General features: G+C 58.6%; 19 protein-coding genes and 2 pseudogenes (1 of these 21 cut by a window edge). 4 read left to right on the top strand and 17 right to left on the bottom strand.

All coding sequences use genetic code 11. The annotated features are described in order from the left end of the window. Positions 1 to 2 precede the first annotated feature (2 nt). The gene (locus tag G8E03_RS06950; protein ID WP_166190091.1) at positions 3 to 941 is read right to left on the bottom strand and encodes a zinc ABC transporter substrate-binding protein; all 939 of its coding nucleotides are present in this window, start codon (positions 939 to 941) and stop codon (positions 3 to 5) included. 208 nt (positions 942 to 1149) lie between these two features. Here G8E03_RS06950 and G8E03_RS06945 point away from each other — a divergent pair, with 208 nt between their 5' ends. After that, positions 1150 to 1692: a gluconokinase gene (locus tag G8E03_RS06945; protein WP_240910445.1), complete on the top strand. Its 543-nt coding sequence runs from the start codon at positions 1150 to 1152 to the stop codon at positions 1690 to 1692. 42 nt (positions 1693 to 1734) lie between these two features. On the opposite strand, the gene G8E03_RS06940 is transcribed toward G8E03_RS06945, so the two are convergent. From G8E03_RS06940 to G8E03_RS06865, 16 genes and pseudogenes are all read right to left on the bottom strand, one after another. After that, on the bottom strand, positions 1735 to 2508 hold the full coding sequence (locus tag G8E03_RS06940) for an L-iditol 2-dehydrogenase (RefSeq protein ID WP_166190089.1): 774 nt from the start codon (positions 2506 to 2508) through the stop codon (positions 1735 to 1737). Between the two features lie 93 nt (positions 2509 to 2601). Further along, positions 2602 to 3486 (bottom strand): formyltetrahydrofolate deformylase, encoded by an 885-nt coding sequence (gene purU, locus G8E03_RS06935; protein WP_166190087.1) that lies wholly within the window; start codon positions 3484 to 3486, stop codon positions 2602 to 2604. A 226-nt stretch (positions 3487 to 3712) separates the two neighbouring features. Further along, entirely contained in the window at positions 3713 to 4471 is a 759-nt protein-coding gene (locus tag G8E03_RS06930; protein WP_166190085.1) for a beta-keto acid cleavage family enzyme, read from the bottom strand. Between the two features lie 77 nt (positions 4472 to 4548). Continuing rightward, positions 4549 to 5304, bottom strand: coding sequence for a glutaredoxin family protein (locus G8E03_RS06925; RefSeq protein ID WP_240910444.1), 756 nt, complete (start codon positions 5302 to 5304; stop codon positions 4549 to 4551). A gap of 150 nt (positions 5305 to 5454) precedes the next feature. Beyond that, on the bottom strand, positions 5455 to 5931 hold the full coding sequence (locus G8E03_RS06920) for a c-type cytochrome (protein ID WP_166190083.1): 477 nt from the start codon (positions 5929 to 5931) through the stop codon (positions 5455 to 5457). Positions 5932 to 5935: 4 nt separating this feature from the next. Continuing rightward, entirely contained in the window at positions 5936 to 6427 is a 492-nt protein-coding gene (locus tag G8E03_RS06915) for a DUF411 domain-containing protein (RefSeq protein WP_166190081.1), read from the bottom strand. Between the two features lie 485 nt (positions 6428 to 6912). Next, entirely contained in the window at positions 6913 to 7773 is an 861-nt protein-coding gene (locus G8E03_RS06910) for an ABC transporter permease (protein WP_166190079.1), read from the bottom strand. 1 nt (position 7774) lies between these two features. Continuing rightward, the gene (locus G8E03_RS06905; protein ID WP_166190077.1) at positions 7775 to 8638 is read right to left on the bottom strand and encodes an ABC transporter permease; all 864 of its coding nucleotides are present in this window, start codon (positions 8636 to 8638) and stop codon (positions 7775 to 7777) included. Position 8639: 1 nt separating this feature from the next. Further along, the gene (locus G8E03_RS06900) at positions 8640 to 9731 is read right to left on the bottom strand and encodes an ABC transporter ATP-binding protein (protein ID WP_166190075.1); all 1092 of its coding nucleotides are present in this window, start codon (positions 9729 to 9731) and stop codon (positions 8640 to 8642) included. A 70-nt stretch (positions 9732 to 9801) separates the two neighbouring features. Next, positions 9802 to 10821 (bottom strand): extracellular solute-binding protein, encoded by a 1020-nt coding sequence (locus tag G8E03_RS06895; RefSeq protein WP_240910453.1) that lies wholly within the window; start codon positions 10819 to 10821, stop codon positions 9802 to 9804. 541 nt (positions 10822 to 11362) lie between these two features. Beyond that, a pseudogene (locus tag G8E03_RS06890) lies at positions 11363 to 12486 on the bottom strand (IS3 family transposase). Positions 12487 to 12632: 146 nt separating this feature from the next. Then, positions 12633 to 13691: a sn-glycerol-3-phosphate ABC transporter ATP-binding protein UgpC gene (gene ugpC / locus G8E03_RS06885; RefSeq protein WP_166190070.1), complete on the bottom strand. Its 1059-nt coding sequence runs from the start codon at positions 13689 to 13691 to the stop codon at positions 12633 to 12635. A 6-nt stretch (positions 13692 to 13697) separates the two neighbouring features. Further along, a complete protein-coding gene (ugpE, locus tag G8E03_RS06880; protein WP_166193947.1) occupies positions 13698 to 14534 on the bottom strand; it encodes a sn-glycerol-3-phosphate ABC transporter permease UgpE in 837 nt (278 codons plus the stop codon). 26 nt (positions 14535 to 14560) lie between these two features. Further along, entirely contained in the window at positions 14561 to 15442 is an 882-nt protein-coding gene (gene ugpA / locus G8E03_RS06875) for a sn-glycerol-3-phosphate ABC transporter permease UgpA (protein ID WP_166190068.1), read from the bottom strand. Between the two features lie 62 nt (positions 15443 to 15504). Beyond that, positions 15505 to 16815, bottom strand: a complete 1311-nt coding sequence (ugpB, locus tag G8E03_RS06870) for a sn-glycerol-3-phosphate ABC transporter substrate-binding protein UgpB (RefSeq protein WP_166190066.1) — start codon at positions 16813 to 16815, stop codon at positions 15505 to 15507. Positions 16816 to 17264: 449 nt separating this feature from the next. Then, positions 17265 to 17741, bottom strand: a complete 477-nt coding sequence (locus tag G8E03_RS06865; protein ID WP_240910443.1) for a YcnI family copper-binding membrane protein — start codon at positions 17739 to 17741, stop codon at positions 17265 to 17267. Positions 17742 to 17859: 118 nt separating this feature from the next. Here G8E03_RS06865 and G8E03_RS06860 point away from each other — a divergent pair. The 3 genes and pseudogenes from G8E03_RS06860 to G8E03_RS06850 all read left to right on the top strand — a co-directional run. Further along, a pseudogene (locus G8E03_RS06860) lies at positions 17860 to 18988 on the top strand (IS3 family transposase). A 64-nt stretch (positions 18989 to 19052) separates the two neighbouring features. After that, complete coding sequence (locus tag G8E03_RS06855) at positions 19053 to 19514, top strand: hypothetical protein (RefSeq protein WP_166190062.1); 462 nt, start codon at positions 19053 to 19055, stop codon at positions 19512 to 19514. After that, positions 19477 to 20592, top strand: the 5' portion of a protein-coding gene (locus G8E03_RS06850) for a ThiF family adenylyltransferase (RefSeq protein ID WP_166190060.1). 315 nt of this gene lie beyond the right edge of the window; only the first 1116 of its 1431 coding nucleotides appear in the window; it begins with the start codon at positions 19477 to 19479; its stop codon lies off the right edge, out of view. The genes G8E03_RS06855 and G8E03_RS06850 overlap by 38 nt, the downstream gene beginning before the upstream one ends.

Genomic DNA, 20592 nt, shown 5'->3' with positions numbered 1-20592 from the left:
ACTCACTCATCAGGGCAGCCTGAAATTGCGGCTGCAATGCTGCGGATCATATCGGGATAAAGCGTGGCGCCCAACGGCAGATCCGATCCCATCGCGTCAATCTGTCTGATCGTTACCCCCTGCGGCACGACCGCCTCCGCTAGGCCGGAGTTGAATTGAGGCTCCACCAGAACGCAGCGCACATCCGCCTCGCGCGCGGCATCGCGCAGCGCGGCGACACGGGCGGGACCGGGGGCCGACGCATCTGCACCCGCGATCGAGCCGAGGGCGTGCGCATCGAAACGATCCTCGAAATATCCAAACGCGTCATGGGACACGATAAATGGGCGGGCAAGGTCGCCCTGCGCCAGTTCGTCCAGCAACTGATCGAGCATGTCTGCGGCGTTTGCAGCATTCGCGGAATAGAGCGGGCCGTTCTGCGGATCCTGCCTGGTCAGCGCGCTTGCGATCTCCGGCAACCATGCGATGGCGTTCACCGGGTCCAGCCAGACATGCGGATCGTGGGAACCATGCATTTCCTCGTCGTGATCGTCGTGATCGTCGTGATCGTCGTGATCGTCGTCGGGATGGGCGGCCGCGTCCAGTGTATCATGCTCATGCCCGCCCTCACGCAGCAAGGTCACGGGCAATTCAATCAGGGGCATGTTCACCGCGCCCTCAGCTACGATGCTGAGTGGACGGGCGAGCCAAGGGGTCAGATCCTCGCCGATCCAGACAATCAGGTCCGCGTCCTGAAGCCGGGCAGCATCCGAGGGTCGCAGCGAAAAATCATGCGGTGACGATCCAGCCGGGATCAGCAGATCGGGCTGCCCCACGCCCTGCATCACCATGGAGACCAGCGAGTGCACCGGCGCGATATCGGTCACGACAAGTGGCACCTCGGCCATGGCGGGTGTCGCGAGCAGACTGAAAACAGCGAGGGTGGGACGCAGGTGCGGCATGGGTGACTCCTTTTTGATGGTGCTGTTATGTTATAACAACCTTCCCCTGTCAATTCCTACATTCCGGTTACGGTCATCAGAGCCGGTACCACTCCCCACCACCTTGACGTGCACGCCGAGGATGACAGTCTGCGCATCTGATTGCGATCCGTGCGTTGTGCAGCAATCCGAGCCAGCGACACCGACGACCGAACGGAGGACATGAGTCGTGACCGCAAAGGACCATGACACCATACGAAACGCAGATTCGAGCGCGAGGGCCTTCGTCGTGATGGGTGTGTCGGGCTGCGGCAAATCCTCCATCGGCGCGGCGGTCGCGAGGGCCTTGGGCGGCACCTTCATCGACGGCGACGCTTTGCATCCAGCCAGCAATATCGCGAAGATGGCACGAGGCGAACCACTGAACGACGCCGACCGTGCCCCTTGGTTGATCGAGGTTGGAAAGGCGCTGGCGCGGCATGATGAGACGACGCTCATCGCATGTTCGGCCCTGAAAAAACAGTATCGCGACGCAATAGCGCAGGCCGCCGGGAAACATGTCACGTACCTGTTTTTGGACGGTTCGCCGGAAGTCATCGCGAAACGCCTTACCAAGCGAGAGGGCCATTTCATGCCGGCCGCGCTGTTGGCCAGTCAATTCGAAACCTTGCAGCCCCCCACCCCGCCCGAGGATGCGATTACCGTCGATATCGACCAGCCCTTCGACGCGGTGGTGCAAGACTTGCTGGCGGGCATTCACGAGACATCCTGAACGGGCACTGCCCCCCCGATGAGCGGGTCCTGAGGACCGTCGTCAGCTCATCCACTGACCGCCATCGACATTGTATGTCTGGGAAACGATGTAGTCGGAATCGCGGGATGCGAGGAAGACCGCCATACCGGTCAAATCCTCCGGAACGGCGAACCGACCGGCAGGAACGCCGGCGGCCACTTCGGCTTTCTTCTGACCCGGTTGCTTGCCCTCCAGCTTGGCGAACATCGCGTCCACATGTTCCCAATGCTCACCATCCACGACACCGGGCGCGATGGCATTCACGTTGATTCCGTGCTGGATCAGGTTCAGTCCTGCCGATTGCGTCATCGAGATGACGGCAGCCTTAGTGGAGCAGTAGATCAGAACGAGGCTTTCACCCCGGCGGCCCGCCTGAGAGGCCATGTTGATGATCTTACCGCCATGACCTTGCGCGATCATCTGGCGCGCCGCGGCCTGCATGGTGAACAGGGTTCCCGCCACGTTCACGGCGTATAGCCGATCATAGCTGGCGCGGGTGATATCCACCGTTTCCGCCGCATCGAACAGGGCGGCGTTGTTTATCAGAATGTCCAGCTTGCCCGTTCGCGCGATCACGCAAGCCATCGCGGCGTCGATACTCGTCTGATCCGCCACATCGATATGGACCGCATAGGCCCCGGCACCCAGATCGCCAGCCGTGTGTTCCGCCGCTGACATGTCGATATCCCCGATGCCGACCGTCGCCCCCTCGGCCAGATAGGCCTGCGCGAAGGCGCGACCGATGCCACGCGCCGCGCCGGTTATCAGAGCCGATTTTCCTTCCAGACGTTTCATATCAGACTTTCCCTTGGCATCGGCATGATGCCCCCGCGGCGGGTCATACCGGTTGAGTTGGCGAAGGGGCGCAAACCGGGCCGCCCCGAGAAATCACCCCATTCTTTCGGAACTGTAGCTGCCGGGCGAGGCCGGGAAAACCACCGTCTTGTTTCCATTCAGGAACACGCGTCGATGCGCGTGGGCGTGGATGGCGCGGGCCAGTACGCTCGCCTCGACGTCCCGGCCCAGGCTGACGTAATCCTCCGCACTTTGCGCATGGGTGACGCGCACTGTGTCCTGCTCGATGATCGGTCCCTCGTCCAGATCGGCAGTGACGTAGTGCGAGGTGGCCCCGATCAGCTTCACCCCGCGCGCGAAGGCCTGCTTGTACGGGTTCGCGCCCTTGAAGCTGGGCAGAAACGAGTGATGGATATTGATGATGCGCCCCGACATTTCCCGGCACATCCGATCGCTGAGGATTTGCATGTACCGGGCGAGGACCACCAGTTCCGCGCCGGTCTCCTCAACCACCTGCATGATGCGGGCCTCGGCCTCGGGTTTGTTTTCCTTGGTCACGCGGATCAGATGAAAGGGGATGTCGTTGTTCACGACCACCTTTTGATAATCCATGTGGTTCGAGATCACGGCGACAATCTCGATCGGCAGGGCACCGATGCGCACCCGGTAGAGCAGATCGTTCAGGCAGTGCCCGAAACGGGAGACCATGACGACGACCTTCATCTTGCTCATCTCATCATGGAAAAGATAATCCATCTCGAACGTGTGGGCGAGTTCGGCAAAGCGTTCGGTCAATTCGTCGCGCGTGGTGCCCGTCTCGGCTACCGCGCTGATGCGCATGAAGAACTGGCCGTTGTCGAGGTCGTCGAACTGGGCGCTGTCAGTGATGTTGCAGCCCTGCTCCGCGATGAAACCGGCGATGGCCGCGACGATGCCCCGGCGGGACGGGCAGGCGACAGTCAGACAGAACTTGGTCATGGAATCTCCGAATACTCTCAGGTGGTCGTGTCATGGCTCGGCGGCTGGGGCAGGCCATATCCGGTATCTGGTTGAATGCTGGGCGTTCGTTCGGGTCGGTTGAATACCGTATGTTCTTTAGGGGCTGGCGGTCAGTGCCGCCAGACCTCTGTGAGCAAATGCCGCCGATTTCGCATTCAGATCGCTGCAAGCGATCTGACCGCCCTGTGGCCGCAAGGGCGATGTGCTAGCCGATCTGTTTTTCAAGCGCGGCTCGCAACGCGCGGACCGAGGCCGCGTTGTCGGCATGTTGACGATCAAAACAATCCGTAAGACTGTTTTCAAAGCCGACCCGCAGGTCACCGCCCCGCCGTGCCGCCGCCAGCAGACATTCATGTTCGTGCGGGCCAAATGCGCAGACCATCCAGTCGCGCATGTCGGGCGCGGCGTCCAGGAACTCCTCCAGATCGAGTGGAGCGGCGACCTGTCCCGCTGTATAACGCCCCAGAACGAACAGGACCGAGGTTTGCCCCGCCGCGACGACAGACCTCGCCCGCCAATCGCGCAGCAGGGCAATATCGGCACTGTCGTACAGGATATGCTGCACCTGGGTGCCCTGCGCGGCGCAGGTGCCGTAGATCGCGCTGGCACGGGCAGGATCGCGGGCGATTTCACGGATCGAGATCGACGCCCAATCAGGCCGCACACGGGTCAGACAATCGAGCTGCGTGGCAACGTCGAAGAGGCCTGCCGCCTCGGTCGTGATCTGGACGCGCAGGTCTGGCACTGCGCGGCTCAACTCTGCCAGGGTCTCGATATAGCGGCCGGGATCCAGCGAATGGCGCCCCTCAGCGTCACGCACATGCAGGTGCAGCGCGTCGGCCCCTGCCCCGGCGCAGGCCACCGCCGTGGCGACGATCTGCGGCAAAGTTACAGGCAACGCGGGATGATCCGACCGGCCGCGCCGTGCACCGTTCGGCGCAACCATGATATAGGCGCGTCTCATGGCGCGGACCTCCGATCCATTGCGGCCCGCAGCGGAATGGGGACCGCGTTACCAATTCCGGCTTATCAATACCGGCGTCAGGTGAACAGCAGGATAAGCATCGTGATGGACATGGCCATCATGCCCAGATTCTCGGTAAGGGAAACGAACCCCAGCGGCACGTTGGAATCCCCGCCCACACAGGCACATTTCAGCTCACGCTTGTCGATATAGACCGCCTTGAAAACGCTGACCGCTCCGACGGTGCCGATGAACAGCGCGGCGGGTGCTGCCAGCCAGATGCCGACCATCGCCGTCATCAGAATTCCCGCGCCCGTCTCCACGAATGGATAGATGTAGCCATACCGCACCCAGCGTTTCGCCAGCAGATCGTAATTGAGGAACATGGTCGAGAAGCTCTCGATATCCTTCAGCTTTTGCAGCCCCAGCAATATCATCGAGATCGAGACGAACCAGCCCAGCGTCTGCCATGCGAACAGGGTGTCCAGCGCGTACCAGCTGAAGGCGAGTGCGGTCAGTGCCGCCACGGCAAACAGAGCAATGACCGGCGTATAGCTGGTGTCATCCGCGTTCGGATCCCTCTTGCCGAAATGCACCTCCAGATCGTCATATCCGCCGATCCGCTTGCCATTGATAAAGGTTTGCGGCGTGGTTTCGACATTGTGTTTCGCCATGAAGGCGTCGGTTTCTTCACGCGTGGTCAGGGGGTGATCCTCGACGTCGTAACCTTGCCTTTCGAGGAGGTCCTTCGATTTCAGGCCATAGGGGCACGTGTGCTCGGGCATCACCATGCGGTAAAGTTCCGCGGTCTTTCCAGTATCTGTTCCAGACATCGTATTTTCCTTTGCAAAGTCGGTTATGAAATTTCGAGTCTCGTATTCATGGTATGTCGCGGCATCGGCTCGGCAACTTGGCCGCCTCCACCGCATCGACTGGGGTGGAAGCGACCGAGTATGAATGCCGCACCGGCCAGAACGATCGGCCTAGCCGTTCGCGGCGCGCGCATTGATGTCGTCATGGGTTGCCCGAATATCCTCGGGCCACGTCGATTTGATATAGGACAGCACGTCCACGATCTCCTCATCCGTCAGAGTGTCGCCAAAGGCCGGCATGGCCGAGGTATAGGACGCGTTTTCACCCAGAACCGCCCCCAGCCCATCGCGGGTCAGCGTGAACAGCACCGCGTCGGGATGGTGCCAGGTATGGCCCGTCTCATCATGCGGTGGGGCGGGCATCAGACCGTCGGGGCCCGCTTTCCTCCACTCGGGCTGCCCCTCCAGCTCGCGACCATGGCACGAGGCGCAGGACTGCCGATAGATCAGCCGCCCGTTCGCGGTTCTTTGCCGGTCGTCCGGATACAATTGCACCGTCGGTGACGAACCGTCGGAAGCGGACATGGCCCAATAGCCCGCCCCCGCGATCAAGGCGAGGGCGGCCAGTGAAACGACTGCGATACGCATCCACTCACCCCGCGAACGGGGCTTCGAAGCCCGCGCGATAGAACACCCGCCCGTCTGCCGCGTCGCCTCCGAATGCGATCACGTCGAAGCGTGCGTTCGGATCGTCACCCATTCCCGGGGACCCCACGGGCATGCCCGGTACGGCCAGACCGGTGATGGCAGGGCGGTCCCGCAACACAGCGGCAAGTGCTGAGAAGGGCACATGCCCCTCAAAGACATATCCCCCCGACAGTGCAGTATGACAGGAGGCCAACCGCAGCGGCACACCCAGCGCCGATTTTTGCGCATCGGGTTCCACCAGATCGCTGATCGTCACATCATAGCCATGCAATCGCGCCAGATCGGCCCAGGCATGGCAACAGCCACAGCCCGGTGCCGCCAGCACGTGAATCTTGTTACCCGGCAGTGCGGACGCGGCATTTGCCAGCGCCGGTGTGAATGCGCTCGTCAGGGCGCCACCGCCCAGCAGGGTCAGAAAAGCTCGTCGATTTGTCATTGAAGATCCTCATATCTACAGATGCCCCGCCACTGGCGCGACAGATCAGGTTCGATAGGGATCAGGCTTTGGGAGGGTCGATAGGGCCATCGGGGCTGAACGTGACAGGCGTGCGCCCCTGAAACGGGCTGAACCTTACGACGCGCGTTCCCGATGCGGTGATCGCAGTGTACTGAGGGTTCGCAATATCGCTCAGGCAAGAATTCGCATGCGCGCCTGTCGTCTCGCAACAGGACTCATCCGCATTCAGTTGATGCATAAACGTTTGAGCAGAGATGGGCATTTGAGCAGAGACAGGCATATCGCCATGCCCTTGGTCCAACGCATGTACGACATCCATTTGAACCGCAAGGAGCAGAGCGAAAACCAGCAGAGAGGTGAGGAACCTGCGCATTCCCGATAGCTAGGTCGGCGGGGTGGGCATGACAAGTTCAGACCATGCCCCCACGCCGGCATATATAGGACCGATCCGGCCCAGCACTCTGTCAGCCCTTACTCCCGCGCCCCTGAAACAGCAGGGACATAAGGCCCAAAATGGCGGAACAGACGATCAGCAGCAGCGAAACCGCGTTCAGGACCGGGGTCGAGCCATGCTTGAGCTTGTCGAACATCGTGATGGTTAGCGGCGAATCCGACCCGACCAGCATCAGCGTCGTGTTGAAGTTCTCAAAGCTCATCAACACCGAAACGACACCGGCCCCCAGAATGGCGGGCAGCAGGAACGGTAGAGTGACCTGCCGGACCGCGCCCCATTTCGTGGCGCCCAGATTCAGGGCCGCTTCCTCCAGGCTTTGATCGAATTTCTGCAAACGAGCGGAAATAACCAGTGTCGCAAAGGTCGTGATGAACGAGAACTGCCCCAGAATGACGAGGATCAGCCCCGGCCGCAGACCGTCGAACCACAGGCCGGTCGCATCCTCCAACGTGTTGGCGACAGAGCTGGAAAAGACCAGGATCGAAATCCCCAGAATGACGCCCGGAATAATCAGCGGCAGCAGCATCAGAATATAAAGAACCCCCTGCCCGCGAAAGCTGTGCCGCACGAACAGGAACGCGTTGCAGGTTCCCACGGAAACCGCCATGCCCGCCACCCAGACCGCGACGAAGGCCGACGTCCCGATGGATCGCAGGATCGAGCGTTCGTGGAACACGCCGATGAAAGGTGCCTCATCGCCAAAGAACCAGTCCAGCGTGAAGCCCTCCCACGGCAGGGAGGGAAACACGCTGTCGTTGAACGCGAAGGCGCACACCACGCTGAGCGGCAGGGCGAGATAGACGAAGAACAGCGTCACATAGGCCCGGTAGGACCATTTCAGAACGCCCGATTGCGGTACGGTCGGAATCATCTCACCGCCCCATTGTTTCTGACAAGGTCTGACGCGACAGCTTCAACCCGACGAAGACGATACCCGAGGACAGCGCCAGCAGCAGGAACCCGAAGGCGGAGCCGAGCTCCCAGTTGAAGCGTGTGATGAACTGCGTGTAGATCAGCCCGGTGAACCACAGGCTGTCCTTTCCCCCCAGCAGGATCGGCGTCAGGTAGTTGCCCAGCGACAGCATGAACACAACGATGCAGCCCGAAACGATGCCCGGCATGGCATGGGGGATGATGATCTCACGCAGGATCGAAACGCCGGTGCCTCCCAGATCGTATCCCGCCTCAATCATGCTGTCGTCGAGGCTGTCCAGCGTCGTGACCAGCGGTACGATCATGAACAGGATCGAGGTATAGACCAACCCCACCATGATCGCCGCGTCATTGTACAAAAACTCGACCGGCCCCGCCGTCAGGCCAAGATATTGCAGCGCATTGGACACAATTCCCGTTTCGCGCAACAGGATCATCCACCCGAATGTGCGCACCAGTTCGGACACCCAGAACGGGATCAGGCACATCAGGAACAAGGTGGTCTTCGTGCGCCCGCGTGTCATCTTCGCGATGTAATACGCGATGGGAAAACCCAGTATCAGCGTCAGCGCGGTGGTCGAAATCGACATGATCGCGGTGCGTGCGAATGTCCGCCAATAGAGCGGCTCATTGAAAAAGACAGCGTAGTTGCCCAAGCCCGTCTCATACTGCCGGACGCCCACCTTCTCACTTATGGAGACGAAGAACAGTCCGATATGCGGCAGGATGATCAGCAGGACCAGCCATAGCAAAAGCGGCGCCAGCAGCAGGTAGAATCCCAGTTTCGATCTGTCCGAGGCCATCCTAGCGACCCTCGCCCGGATAGCATCTGGCCTGCTGCGGATCCCATCGCGCATGAACTCTGTCGCCCTTGCCCAATACCAGAAACGCCCCGGTTTGCGGCAGCGTGACGTTGAGCAGATCACCCGTGGCCGGATCGCGCAGGATGGCCAGGCTGTTGGCCCCGTTGAACAGAACGCTCTCGATCATGTACTCATCAGCATCCGCAACGGCCTCAAGCGTCAGTTGGATCGCCTCGGGCCGGATGAAGATCTGTACGTGCTGTCCCTCGGTCACACGCTCCGTGATCGTGCGGGCCTTCAGGTGCGATCCGTTGTCGGTGATCATCGTCACGGCGTCCCCGTTCACGGCGGTGATCTTCCCCTCGAACCGGTTCGCATCCCCGACGAAGCCGGCCACGAAGGCACTGTTGGGGTCGTAGTACAATTCGCGCGCCGTGCCGATCTGGTCGAAACGGCCCTTGTTCATCACGGCGATCTTGTCGCTCATCACCAACGCCTCGGACTGGTCATGGGTGATATAGACGAATGTGGTGTTGAAGGCCGATTGCAGCGATTTCAGCTCGATCTTCATATGCTCGCGCAGCTTCAGATCCAGCGCGCCCAGCGGTTCATCCAGCAGCAGGACGTCCGGCTCCAACACCATACACCGCGCGATGGCGACGCGCTGCTTCTGCCCGCCGGACAACTGGCTAACCTGCCGTTCGGTGATGCCGGGCAGGCCGACCCTGTCCAGCACACGCTCCACCCGCTGCTTGATCTCCGTCTTGTTCACGCCGCGCTGTCGCAGGCCGAAGCCGACATTCTCCCCAATATTCATCATCGGGAACAGCGCCAGATGCTGAAACACCATCGAGACCGGACGCTTGTTCGGCCCGACGCCGATCATTGACTTGCCCTTGATCTTCAGATCGCCGCTGGTGGGGAACTGAAACCCCGCGATCATCCGCAGCAAGGTTGTCTTGCCACACCCGGACGGGCCCAGGATCGAGAAGAAGGAACCGGGGGGAACATCGAAGCTCACCTGATCGACAGCACGAAAGTCGCTGAAATCCTTGGTCAGTTCGATGCATTGCAGGTCGGGGGTCGCGGGCATGTGCAGTGTCTTTCCTTCAACGAAGAAGGGCGCGGATTGCGCCCTTCCCGTCATCATATTTTCGGATCGCTCAGTTCGCGGCGTTGATCCGGTCCAGCGCGGCACCTTCGAGCGTTTCCAACCCGGCGGGAACCGGCGGATACCACTTGATGTTGTCGATCGCAGCCTGATCGAAGCTGCCCTGATAGCGGGCCTTCAACTCGGCGCTGACACCTTCGTCGCCACCGACGGCAGCGGTGAAGTTTCCTGCGGTGTTCGTGATCATCGCGGCCACGTCAGGCCGCATCACAAAGTTGATCCAATCATAAGCCGCATCATCCGCCCGACCGCGCGCCGGCAGGACGAATGTGTCGATCCAGCCCAGGGCACCAGCCTCGGGCGCGACGAAGGTGATATCAGGGTTGTCGGCGTTCAATTGCCAACCGCCCGTGTCCCATGCCATCGCCGCGACCACCTCACCTGACCGCAGCAGGTTCTTGATCTCATCACCGCCATCCCAATAGGTTTTGACGTTGTCCTTGCAGTCGATCAAGGTCTGCTCGACCTCATCCAGAATGGCCTGATAGCTGTCGGTGTCGCCATATGCCGCAAAGGGGTCGAGCCCCATCGAATAGGCAAAGCCGATCAGCGTCGGCCGCTTCAACCGATACGACACGCGGCCTGCGACCGCCTCATCGCACAGATCCATGTAATCCGTCACGTCGCCCGCCTCGGCAGTGTTCACCACCAGACCGCTGGTGCCCCAAACATGCGGCAGGCCGTAAACCTCACCGTCGAGCGTGGTGTTGTCCGCGGTCGCGCTCAGCATCGAAGGGATGAACTGCTCGGCATCGACACGTGACATATCGATGGGTTTGTAGATGCCGAACTCCTCCTGCGCGCTGGTAATGCGATCCTGGCTGGGTTGCGCCAGATCGAAACCGCCGCCATTCGTGGCCCGCAGCTTCGCGATCATTTCTTCGTTGTTAGAGGTCGTAACCTCGACAGAATGACCGGTTTCCGCCTCGAACATCTCGATCACATCATCAGGTGCATACCCGCCCCAGGTCAGCAAACGCAGCGTTTCCGCATTGGCAGCAGCCACAGACATCGCCGTGATCACAACCGTCGTGGTCAGCAAGCCGGATTTCGTACCCATGATAAGTTCCTTTGATTTGAAGTTGCCGCATTAATGCAAGGCCGACGCGCAATGTCCACTTTTTACGTGACGAAGCCATGACGCGCTCATGTATTGAGCGATTAAGGCTGAAAGTCTGGCAACGCGGCCCGCAAGGAGCGCAGCAGATCTTCTCGGAACACCGGTTCACCAATCGGATAAACCGCGCCAGAACCACCTCCCCGGCGGCGGTGGCCTGATTCATATAGCCAGACATGAACATCACCGACAGCTTCGGGCACCTCTTGCGCAACATCTTTGCCAGCTAGTTCCCCTCTCGGTGACGACATGGACCTAAGCCGAAGCGCAACGCAGAGAACCACCCGAAGGTGGCTATTAGTGTTTGCATTTGTTAGTTATTTTTGTTGCGGGGGCTTGCTTTGTCCCACCCTAGCAGCTTCGAAAGCTGCCAAGGGAACCATGGTTGCGGGAGGGCGCTCAAATCTCAACTTTGACCTGCTCCCCAATGTGTCCGCTAATTTAGGTTAGCTCTGTTCAGGTTTTGGTCTTCCTTTGACCGGTTAGCATATTCTGCTGGCGTCAAGCCAGCGAGGTTTGTGTGTGGGCGGTGGTGGTCAAAGTCGTTGCGCCACGCCGCGATGAGATTGCGGGTATGGCGTAGACTATCGAACAGGTGTTCGTTCAAACACTCATCCCGCATCCTGCCGTTGAAGCTTTCCACAAAACCGTTTTGCATGGGTTTACCCCCTCTCGGGATCATGCTTTGCATGACCCTGCCAGGCAGTGGGACGCGATGTAATGCCATTCGACATTGCGGTCTTCCTGCCACTTCAGGATCGCATTCGAAGTCAGTTCTGTGCCGTTATCGCTGACCACCATGCAAGGATAGCCCCGCATCTCGGCAATCCGATCAAGTTCCCGAGCGACGCGGCCCCCAGACAAAGACGTATCAACGACCGCCGCCAGACATTCTCGGCTGAAATCGTCGATCACATTCAGAATCCGGAACCGACGATCGCAAGTCAGGCTGTCAGACACGAAGTCCAAGCTCCACCGTTGGTTTGGACCTTGGGGGATCGCCCTGGTGCCCACTGCGCGCTTGCGTCCGCCCCGTTTACGGACAGTTAACCCTTTTTCGCGGTAAATCCGGTACAGCTTCTTCCAATTCACATGCCACCCCTCGCGCTTCAGCAGAATGTGCAGGCGTCGATATCCAAACCGCCGTCGTTCAGATGACAGCTCCTTCAGCCGCCCGCGCAGTTCGGCATCCGCTGGCCGCTTCGACACACGCCGATAAACGCGTGGATCAATAAACGCGTGGATCAATCCCGGCCAAAGCACAGGCGCGTTTCTGATTGTACCGTTTCTCTGTCATGGCCCAGCTCGCAGCTCTACGTCGCGCACCGGGCCTCAAAAGTTTTTTCCCAGCATCTCTTTCAGCGTCGACACATCCATCATCTGTTCCGCCAACAACTACTTGAGCTTGGCGTTCTCAACCTCAAGCGACTTCAACTTCTTGGCGTCGGACACTTCCATACCGCCATATTTCGAGCGCTATTTGTAAAAAGTCGCATCGCTGACGCCGTGCTTGCGACACAGCTCTTTCGCATTTGTTTGCTCCTTCAAAAGCTTGAGCAAACTCTACATCAAACTGAGGGACGTTTCGGGGGGCAGGTCAAAGCTCGCAACATCAAAAACAAGCAGCATAATCAATCAAACAAACGAGCCAGAGCCTCCAATACTCAAGCCGCTCTGACCTCCAACTTTATATGACGACGGACAGATTATCCCGATCCCTCAACTCGCTGTCCGCTTTGCTGGTCAAAGAAATGCAGGTTATCCTGATCGACGCTGAACCGAACCGTTTCACCGGAAACGGCATGATGCACCCCGGGCAGGCTGATAGTGAATGCCTCCTTGCTGCCTGCAATACGCCCGTGCAGCAGCGTATTCGCGCCCAGAGGTTCGCCCATCTGAACCGTCATCGACAGCGGTCCGTTTGGATCGGCGACCACGTGTTCGGGTCGGATACCGACTGTGACGTTGCCCATAGCCTTCATATGGGTTGGTACGATTGTATCGACGATGGAAAGGCCTTCGTCCGTCACCTTGCCATTGAGAACATTCATCGACGGGCTGCCGATGAACTGCGCCGCGAACAGGGTTTGCGGGCGTTCGTAAACCTCCAGTGGCGTGCCGATCTGTTCGGCGCGACCTGCATTCATGACGATCATCCGATCCGCCATTGTCATAGCCTCGACCTGATCATGTGTGACATAGAGCGACGTGATGCCAAGGCGGCTCTGCAAATCGCGGATTTCAAGACGCATCTGTACGCGCAGCTTTGCATCCAGGTTCGACAGCGGCTCATCAAACAGGAACACCGCCGGTTCACGCACGATGGCCCGCCCCATGGCGACACGCTGGCGCTGGCCGCCAGATAAATCACGAGGGCGTCGATCAAGGTAATCGGTCAGTTGCAAAAGTGTTGCTGCGGCCTCGACCTTTTGAGCGATCTCGGCCTTCGGAAATTTCGCGATCTTCAGCCCGTACCCCATATTTTCGCGCACGGACATATGCGGATAAAGCGCGTAATTCTGAAACACCATCGCGATGTCGCGATCCATTGGTTCGAGCTCATTGACGCGCTTGCCGCCGATCCTGATCTCACCCTCAGACACGCTTTCCAGCCCTGCCACCATGCGCAGAAGCGTGGATTTTCCGCAGCCGGACGGGCCGACGATGACGATGAACTCACCGTGCTCAATCGCCGTGCTGACACCATGGATAACCTGGGTGCTGCCAAAGCGTTTCTTGATATCGAGGAGCTCTACAGTTGCCATGGTTGCCTACTTCTCACTGTCCACGAGACCGCGGATAAACAGTTTTTGCATTGAAATGACGACGATGATCGGAGGGATCATTGCCAAAATGGACGTCGCCATAATGACCGGCCAGTTTGCCGTGTCATCGCCTGACGGAAACATCTGTTTGATGCCCATCACAATGGTGTTCATCGACGGGTCCGTCGTGATCAGCAGCGGCCAAAGGTACTGGTTCCAGCCGTAGATAAACAAGATCACGAACAATGCGGCGATGTTTGTGCGGCTCATCGGAAAAAGGATATCCCGGAAGAACCGCATGGGTGAGGCACCATCCACGCGGGCGGCCTCGGCCAGTTCATCGGGCACGGTCATATAAAACTGGCGGAACAGAAACGTTGCTGTGGCTGATGCGATGAGCGGCAGGATAAGCCCGCCATAGCTGTTGAGCATTCCAAAGCCCGCGACGACCTCATAGGTGGGCACGATACGCACCTCGACGGGGAGCATCAGCGTCAGGAAGATCAGCCAGAAGAAGATCATCTTGCCGGGAAACTTGAAGTAAACGATCGCAAACGCCGACAGCAGCGAGATTATGATTTTGCCGACCGCGATGCCCATGGCCATAACCAGAGAGTTAAACAGCATCGTTGCGACGGGCACGTTCACACCCGACAGCAAGGCCTCGCGATAGTTGGCAAGGAACTGATCGCCGGGCCACAGCGGCATGGGGGGCTGCGTGATTTCCGGTTGGGTGACGGTCGATGCGACGAAGGCCAGCCAGATCGGGAAAAACACGATGAGAACGCCACCGATCATGATGACGTGGCTAAGCCACAATGACGCGCCGCGCCTTTCGACCATGCCGGGGGGGGGATCATTATATTGGGTCAATAATGCACCCTCCGCTCAATGAATTTAAACTGGAAGATTGTCAGCGCCCCGACGACCACCAGCAAGATTACCGACTGCGCGGCAGAGGAGCCGAGGTCCTGGCCCACGAACCCGTCCGAGAAGACTTTGTAGACCAGAATGGTCGTGGATTGTTGCGGGCCGCCTGACGTGATCGTGTGGATCACGCCGAAAGTTTCAAAGAAGGCGTAGACGATATTGACGACCAGCAAGAAGAACGTCGTCGGCGACAACAGCGGCAAAACGATGGTCCAGAACCGGCGCCAGAACCGCGCGCCGTCAATCGCCGCGGCTTCTATGACAGATTTTGGTATCGCCTGAAGCGCCGCGAAAAAGAACAGGAAGTTGTAGCTGATGCGCCCCCAGGCGGAGGCCACGACAACCAGGCCCATGGCCTCTCCACCGTTCAGCACGTGGTTCCAATCATATCCCAAATGGCCCAGATACCACGAGACGACGCCGACACGCGTGTTGAACATGAACAGCCACAACACGCCCGCGATGGCGGGCGCCACGGCATAGGGCCAGATCAGCATGGTACGGTACACGCCTGCGCCCTTGATCAAACGATCCGCGACAACCGCCAGAAACAGGGCTGGAACCATGGAACACAGCGTGACCAAGGTCGAGAAGATTGCCGTCGTCAGGAATGAGGCGCGATAGTAGGGGTCAGACAGCAGGTATTCAAAGTTGCCTAGGCCGACATATTGCATCGACAGCCCGAACGGGTCCGGAATGAACAAGGACTGCCAAACGGCCTGTCCTGCGGGGTAAAAAAAGAACACCGCAGACACCAGGACCTGCGGCGCGATCAGGCACAGCGGCAATAGCCAGCCTTTGAACGTGACCCGTTTTTCCATAAATAGAGCGCCTCAATAAACATGCGGGCGACCACAATCGGCCGCCCGCATCATATGCTTGATTAGTTCGCCTGCTCAAAGCGGCGCAGCAACTGATTGCCACGTGCCACGGCGCTATCGAGTGCGGATTGCGCGTCCTTGTCACCGGCCCAGACGGCCTCAAACTCTTCGTCAATGATCCCGCGGATCTGGTCGAATGAGCCAAGACGCAGGCCCTTGGAGTTCGAGGTCGGCTCATTCGCGGTCATCTGAAGGACGGCCACTTCGGTGCCGAGGTTGTCGGCGTAAAAACCGGATTCACGTGTGGCCTCGGCGGCGTCGTTGGTGATTGGCAAATAGCCGGTGTCCTGATGCCATTGCGCTTGCACCGGTGTGGATGACAGATATGCGAGGAACTGTGCCGCACCTTCGTATTCCTCCGGTTCATGACCCTCCATCACCCAGAGGGAAGCACCACCGATAATGGTGTTTTGCGGGCTGTTGCCGACACCTTCCCAATACGGAAGGGGGCGCACGTCAAAATCGAACTCTGCTTCTGCCTCGATACCCGCATACCCAGCAGAGCTTTCGGTGAACAGGGCACATTCGCCGGCACGGAAGTTTGCGCCGCTTTCATTGCGTCGGCCCAGATAGATGAATTTTCCGTCCTGCGCCCATTCGCCCATGGCCGAGATATGCGCAACCTGCGCTTCGCCGTTGAACACCAATTCAACATCAGTCCCTGCAAATCCGTTCTCTTGCGTGGCGAAGGGAACGTCATGGTAAGCAGAGAGGTTTTCGAGGTGAATCCAGCTCTGCCAAGCAGTGGTCAGGGGGCAAGTGCTGCCACCGTCCTTAAGCGCGGTCAGCACCTCACCGACGTTTTGCCAGGTGGACAGATCAGTGTCAGGATCGACGCCAGCAGCCTCGAACGCATCACGGTTTACCCACAGGACGGGCGTGGACGCGTTGAACGGCAAGGACAGCATCTCGCCCTCGGTGTTGGTGTAATATCCATTGACCGCACCGATATAGGCATCGGGATCAAACTCAGCGCCAGAGGCTTCCATGACTTCAGTGACGGAGCGTACCGCCCCTTCGGCGGCCATCATCGTGGCTGTTCCGACCTCAAACACCATCAGGATTTGCGGCTGTTCACCGGCGCGGAACGCCGCAATGCCTGCATTCAACGTCTCGGAATAGTTTCCCTTGTGGGATGCAACGACGGTAAACTCGTCCTGGCTCGCGTTGAAATCTTCCACTTGGTCCGCAACCAGTTCACCAAGCCGACCGGTAAAGGCATGCCAGAATTGGATTTCGGTTTCGGCATAGGCCGCAAACGGCGAAAGGATCGTTGATCCGGCGATCAAGGCGCCAGTTGTCAGATTTTTCATGTGTTTCTCCCGAGTATCGCACCGACATTTTCGTTGATGCTGAATTTCTACACGTTATCCGAGCGTTCGCATGGTTCAAGACTATTCCTGTGCCAAGCTCCATAACAAAAGACTATGGAAATTCACATGGAACGGATGCGCGATGACATCATGACCAAGTCTACGACAACTCGCGGTCCTCAAATCAGTCCTACATCACAGGAGTATGACACGCGGGCGAAAACCTCGAAATTTCTCAACCTGAACCGCCCCGACTTTACCGCAGAATAAAAAACAAGGGGTCAGCCCTTTAATGAAGAGCCGAACCGCCGCTCGTCGACCGGTCCACGTAACAGGTAAAAATGAGCGGTCAGGGAGCTGTCATCACCAAGGCTACAACTTTTGTCCCGCCGGACGCTGTTCAGGTCCGGCGGAATCTTCGCGCGCGCGAGTAGATTGCAAACACTGACTTAGTGGGCGTGGCCGTCGTGCGACGCCGGGATAACCATGACGCCCGATGCGGGTTCATCCAGATCGTGACTGTCCTGCCCCTCAGCCGGGATTTCGATCCAGCGCGCGACGCCGCTGGCGCATTCCTGAATTGCCGGGATATACAACATCTCGTTCGCGGCCACCTTGTCCGTCACCCGTGCACGGAACACAAACTCGTCGTAATAGGGGGAGGACAACTCCCCTGACCAGATGATCTCGCGCACGCCTTCGGTAAGGGTATTGCCGTAATATTCGTAGCTGTTCTCATAGGGACCCGTCACTGTTTCCAGCTCCCAATCAGCCTTGACCATCGGCTGCGCTGCGATGAGACCTTCCGGGATTTGGATGCGCACGCGCAGCGTGGCCTCGTCGCCACATCCATGCGGCACGCGCAGCGTCAGACGGGCGGTCTCACCCTGGGTGACCTCACTCTCTGCGTAGGTAGCATGGGCCAAAACCTGAGTCCCCATGACGAGTGGTGCAATGAGAGTTGCTGTTGCCAGGATGTGAAGTGGTCCCAGAAAACTGGACAGTTGGCTAAGGTGTATCCCGAACCTTTGAAGGGATACGAGAATGGCGAAGCGCCGGAAGTTTACAGACCAGTTTAAGGCCAAGATCGCGTTGGAAGCGCTGCGTGGCGACAAGACGATCCAGGAGATCGCCGCGAAGCATCAGTTGCATCCGAACCAGATCAGCACGTGGAAGCGTCAGGCTGTCGAAGGCATGGCCGATGTGTTTGCGCGTGGCGGCAGGCCGGAAGGGCCGACAGAAGCAGAAATCAAGGAGCTCCATGCCAAGATCGGGAGGCTGGCCGTCGAGAACGATTTTTTGTCCGAAGGGCTGAAGCGGTGAGCCCGGAGAAGAAACGCGCGATGATCAAACGGGATCATCCTGAACTGAGCATAAGCCAGCAGTGCAAACTGGTGCGGCTGAGCCGGTCGGCCTTCTACTACACGCCGGTCGGTGTTGATGCGGACACGCTGGGATGATGAAAGAGATCGACCGGATATTCACCAAATACCCGTTCTTCGGCAGCCGCCAGATCGCTGCCTACATGCGGCGGGAAGGAACCATTGTCGGACGTCATCGCATCAGGCGGCTGATGGCCAAGATGGGCCTGCAAGCGATTTACAAACGCCCTCGGACCAGCCAGCCCCATCCTCAGCACCCGGTCTATCCGTACCTGCTCAGAGAGATGCAGATCGACCGGCCCAACCAGGTCTGGTGCGCCGACATTACCTTCATGCCGGTGCGAAACGGGTTCTTGTATCTGGTCGCCATCATGGATTGGGCGTCGCGCAAGGTTCTGAGCTGGCGCTTGTCGAACACAATGCACGCCGACTTCTGTGTGGAGGCCCTGCACGAGGCCATCGCCAAACACGGCCCTCCCGAGATCATGAATACCGATCAGGGCAGCCAGTTCACCGGTTCGGCCTGGATCACGACGCTGACCGAAGCGGGCATACGTATCTCAATGGACGGTCGCGGTAGATACCTCGACAACATCTTCATTGAGCGCCTGTGGCGGAGCTTGAAACAGGAAGCGATCTACCTCGAAGAGATCAATGACGGCTTCCAGGCCCGAAAGGTCGTCAAAAACTGGATGGCATTCTACAACAGCGAACGCCCCCATTCCGCGCGTGATCGGCTGACGCCCGAGGACGCATATTGGGCAGGCTTGGAAGAGCAAAGAGCAGCATGAAATCTAAACCCGATACACCTTAGAAAAGCTGCAAAACTGTCCGAAAAGGTGGGACCACTTCAGTGTGGACTTCACAGCCGAACTGCGGATAGAAGATACTGCGTATCGAATGTTGTCTCACGACGAGATGATGCTCGCGCACCGCAACGAGGGTTGGATGAAATCCGACCCGCGTAAACTCGAAGACTGGTTTGTCGATGCCGTGAAACAATACGGCGAACAGGTCCGAACCGTTAGCCGCTATCTCAAGGGCTGGAAAGACTTCCAATGGCCCAAGGGTAGGCTGGCATCGATCACACTCATGGCCGCAGTGGTGTCTGTCTTTGAGAAGACGTCGGCGGCAATTGCCAGCGACAGGGATGATCTGGCGTTGTTGCGCGTCGCGCAAGACCTGCCATGGTGCATTCTGCCTTTACCCGCCGGGCACAGAGCACAATCCCTTGAACCCCAAAGGGTTAATATGGGACGCTATCAAAGAAGCTACTCGATTGATCGTAGCTTCATACGACGACGCGTTTATCAATGATTTCGCGGACGAGTTCGATTCCTATTGGAGCAAAACAGAGGGTGGCAAAAACATCGTCAGCCTTCTGTCTCCCGGGGGCGCCTCTCGTAGGGTATGCCTGTGGCGCAGCACAGTTGACTACTATCTAGCGGATGACGACGCGGCTTTGGATAATTGGTTTCGCAACCGATTTCCGGGGAACAAGAAGAACTACCGCTTCACAACCGCAACGCACATCGTCCTCGAAAGGCCTATTCTGCCTTCGGAATACCCGAAGTCGGGTGCGACGGTTCTACGCTTTTTACGGGATCTGGCACCCGAATCCATAGAGCTTCTGGAAGAAGCTGCGGAAACTGCTGATGACAAGTTCACCATTTCCTTCGAGGGGCGCACGGATGATGGGCCGGTGTTTTTTGCCGTCGAAGTTATGCCTCCCGTCAAACAGGGTATGAAAGCCGAGCGACGCCCAGACATGGTGCAGAAGGGCTTCCGGCCTGGAAAGGTACCGACCCATATCCGGATGCAGCGGCTGTTCGGGGGGAACAAGGTTGAGCGCCTCGAGACTATGCGCGCGGATGCATCGTGGATACATGGGCGTGACACCCCTACTGTCACCCCTTTGTTTGGCAAGCGTGTTCTGATGATCGGCGCGGGGTCATTGGGAAGCGAGGTTGCTCTGCTACTGGCAAAGACAGGTGTTGGCTCGATCACATTGGTCGACCCAGAACTTCTGGATTATCCCAATGTTGGACGTCATATGCTCGGGGTCACGCAAGTCCGAACGTCTAAAGCTAAGTCACTTACACAAAAATTGGCTGGTGACTTCCCGCATATGCGCTCGATTAAGTACTTTGCTGAGGACTGGCAATCGCTCTACGGCAAACGTTTTAACGTTTTCAAGAACACCGATTTGATTGTGTCCACGGTTGGCAGTTGGGTGGCTGAAGGCAGGCTTAACCAAGTGGCGAGGAGCGAAGCGGGTTTCCCCCCTGTGATCTACGGGTGGGCAGGGCCGTTTTCTGTTGCAGGACACGCCGTATTGATCGGCGCCAACGGCCCATGTTTTGCTTGCGGCATGGACCATTTCGGGAAGGCACTA

The sequence above is a fragment of the Pontivivens nitratireducens genome (assembly GCF_011290545.1).
Lineage (GTDB): Bacteria > Pseudomonadota > Alphaproteobacteria > Rhodobacterales > Rhodobacteraceae > Pontivivens > Pontivivens nitratireducens.
Note: the sequence above shows the minus strand (reverse complement) of the source record. Positions and strands in the feature narration are given on the sequence as shown.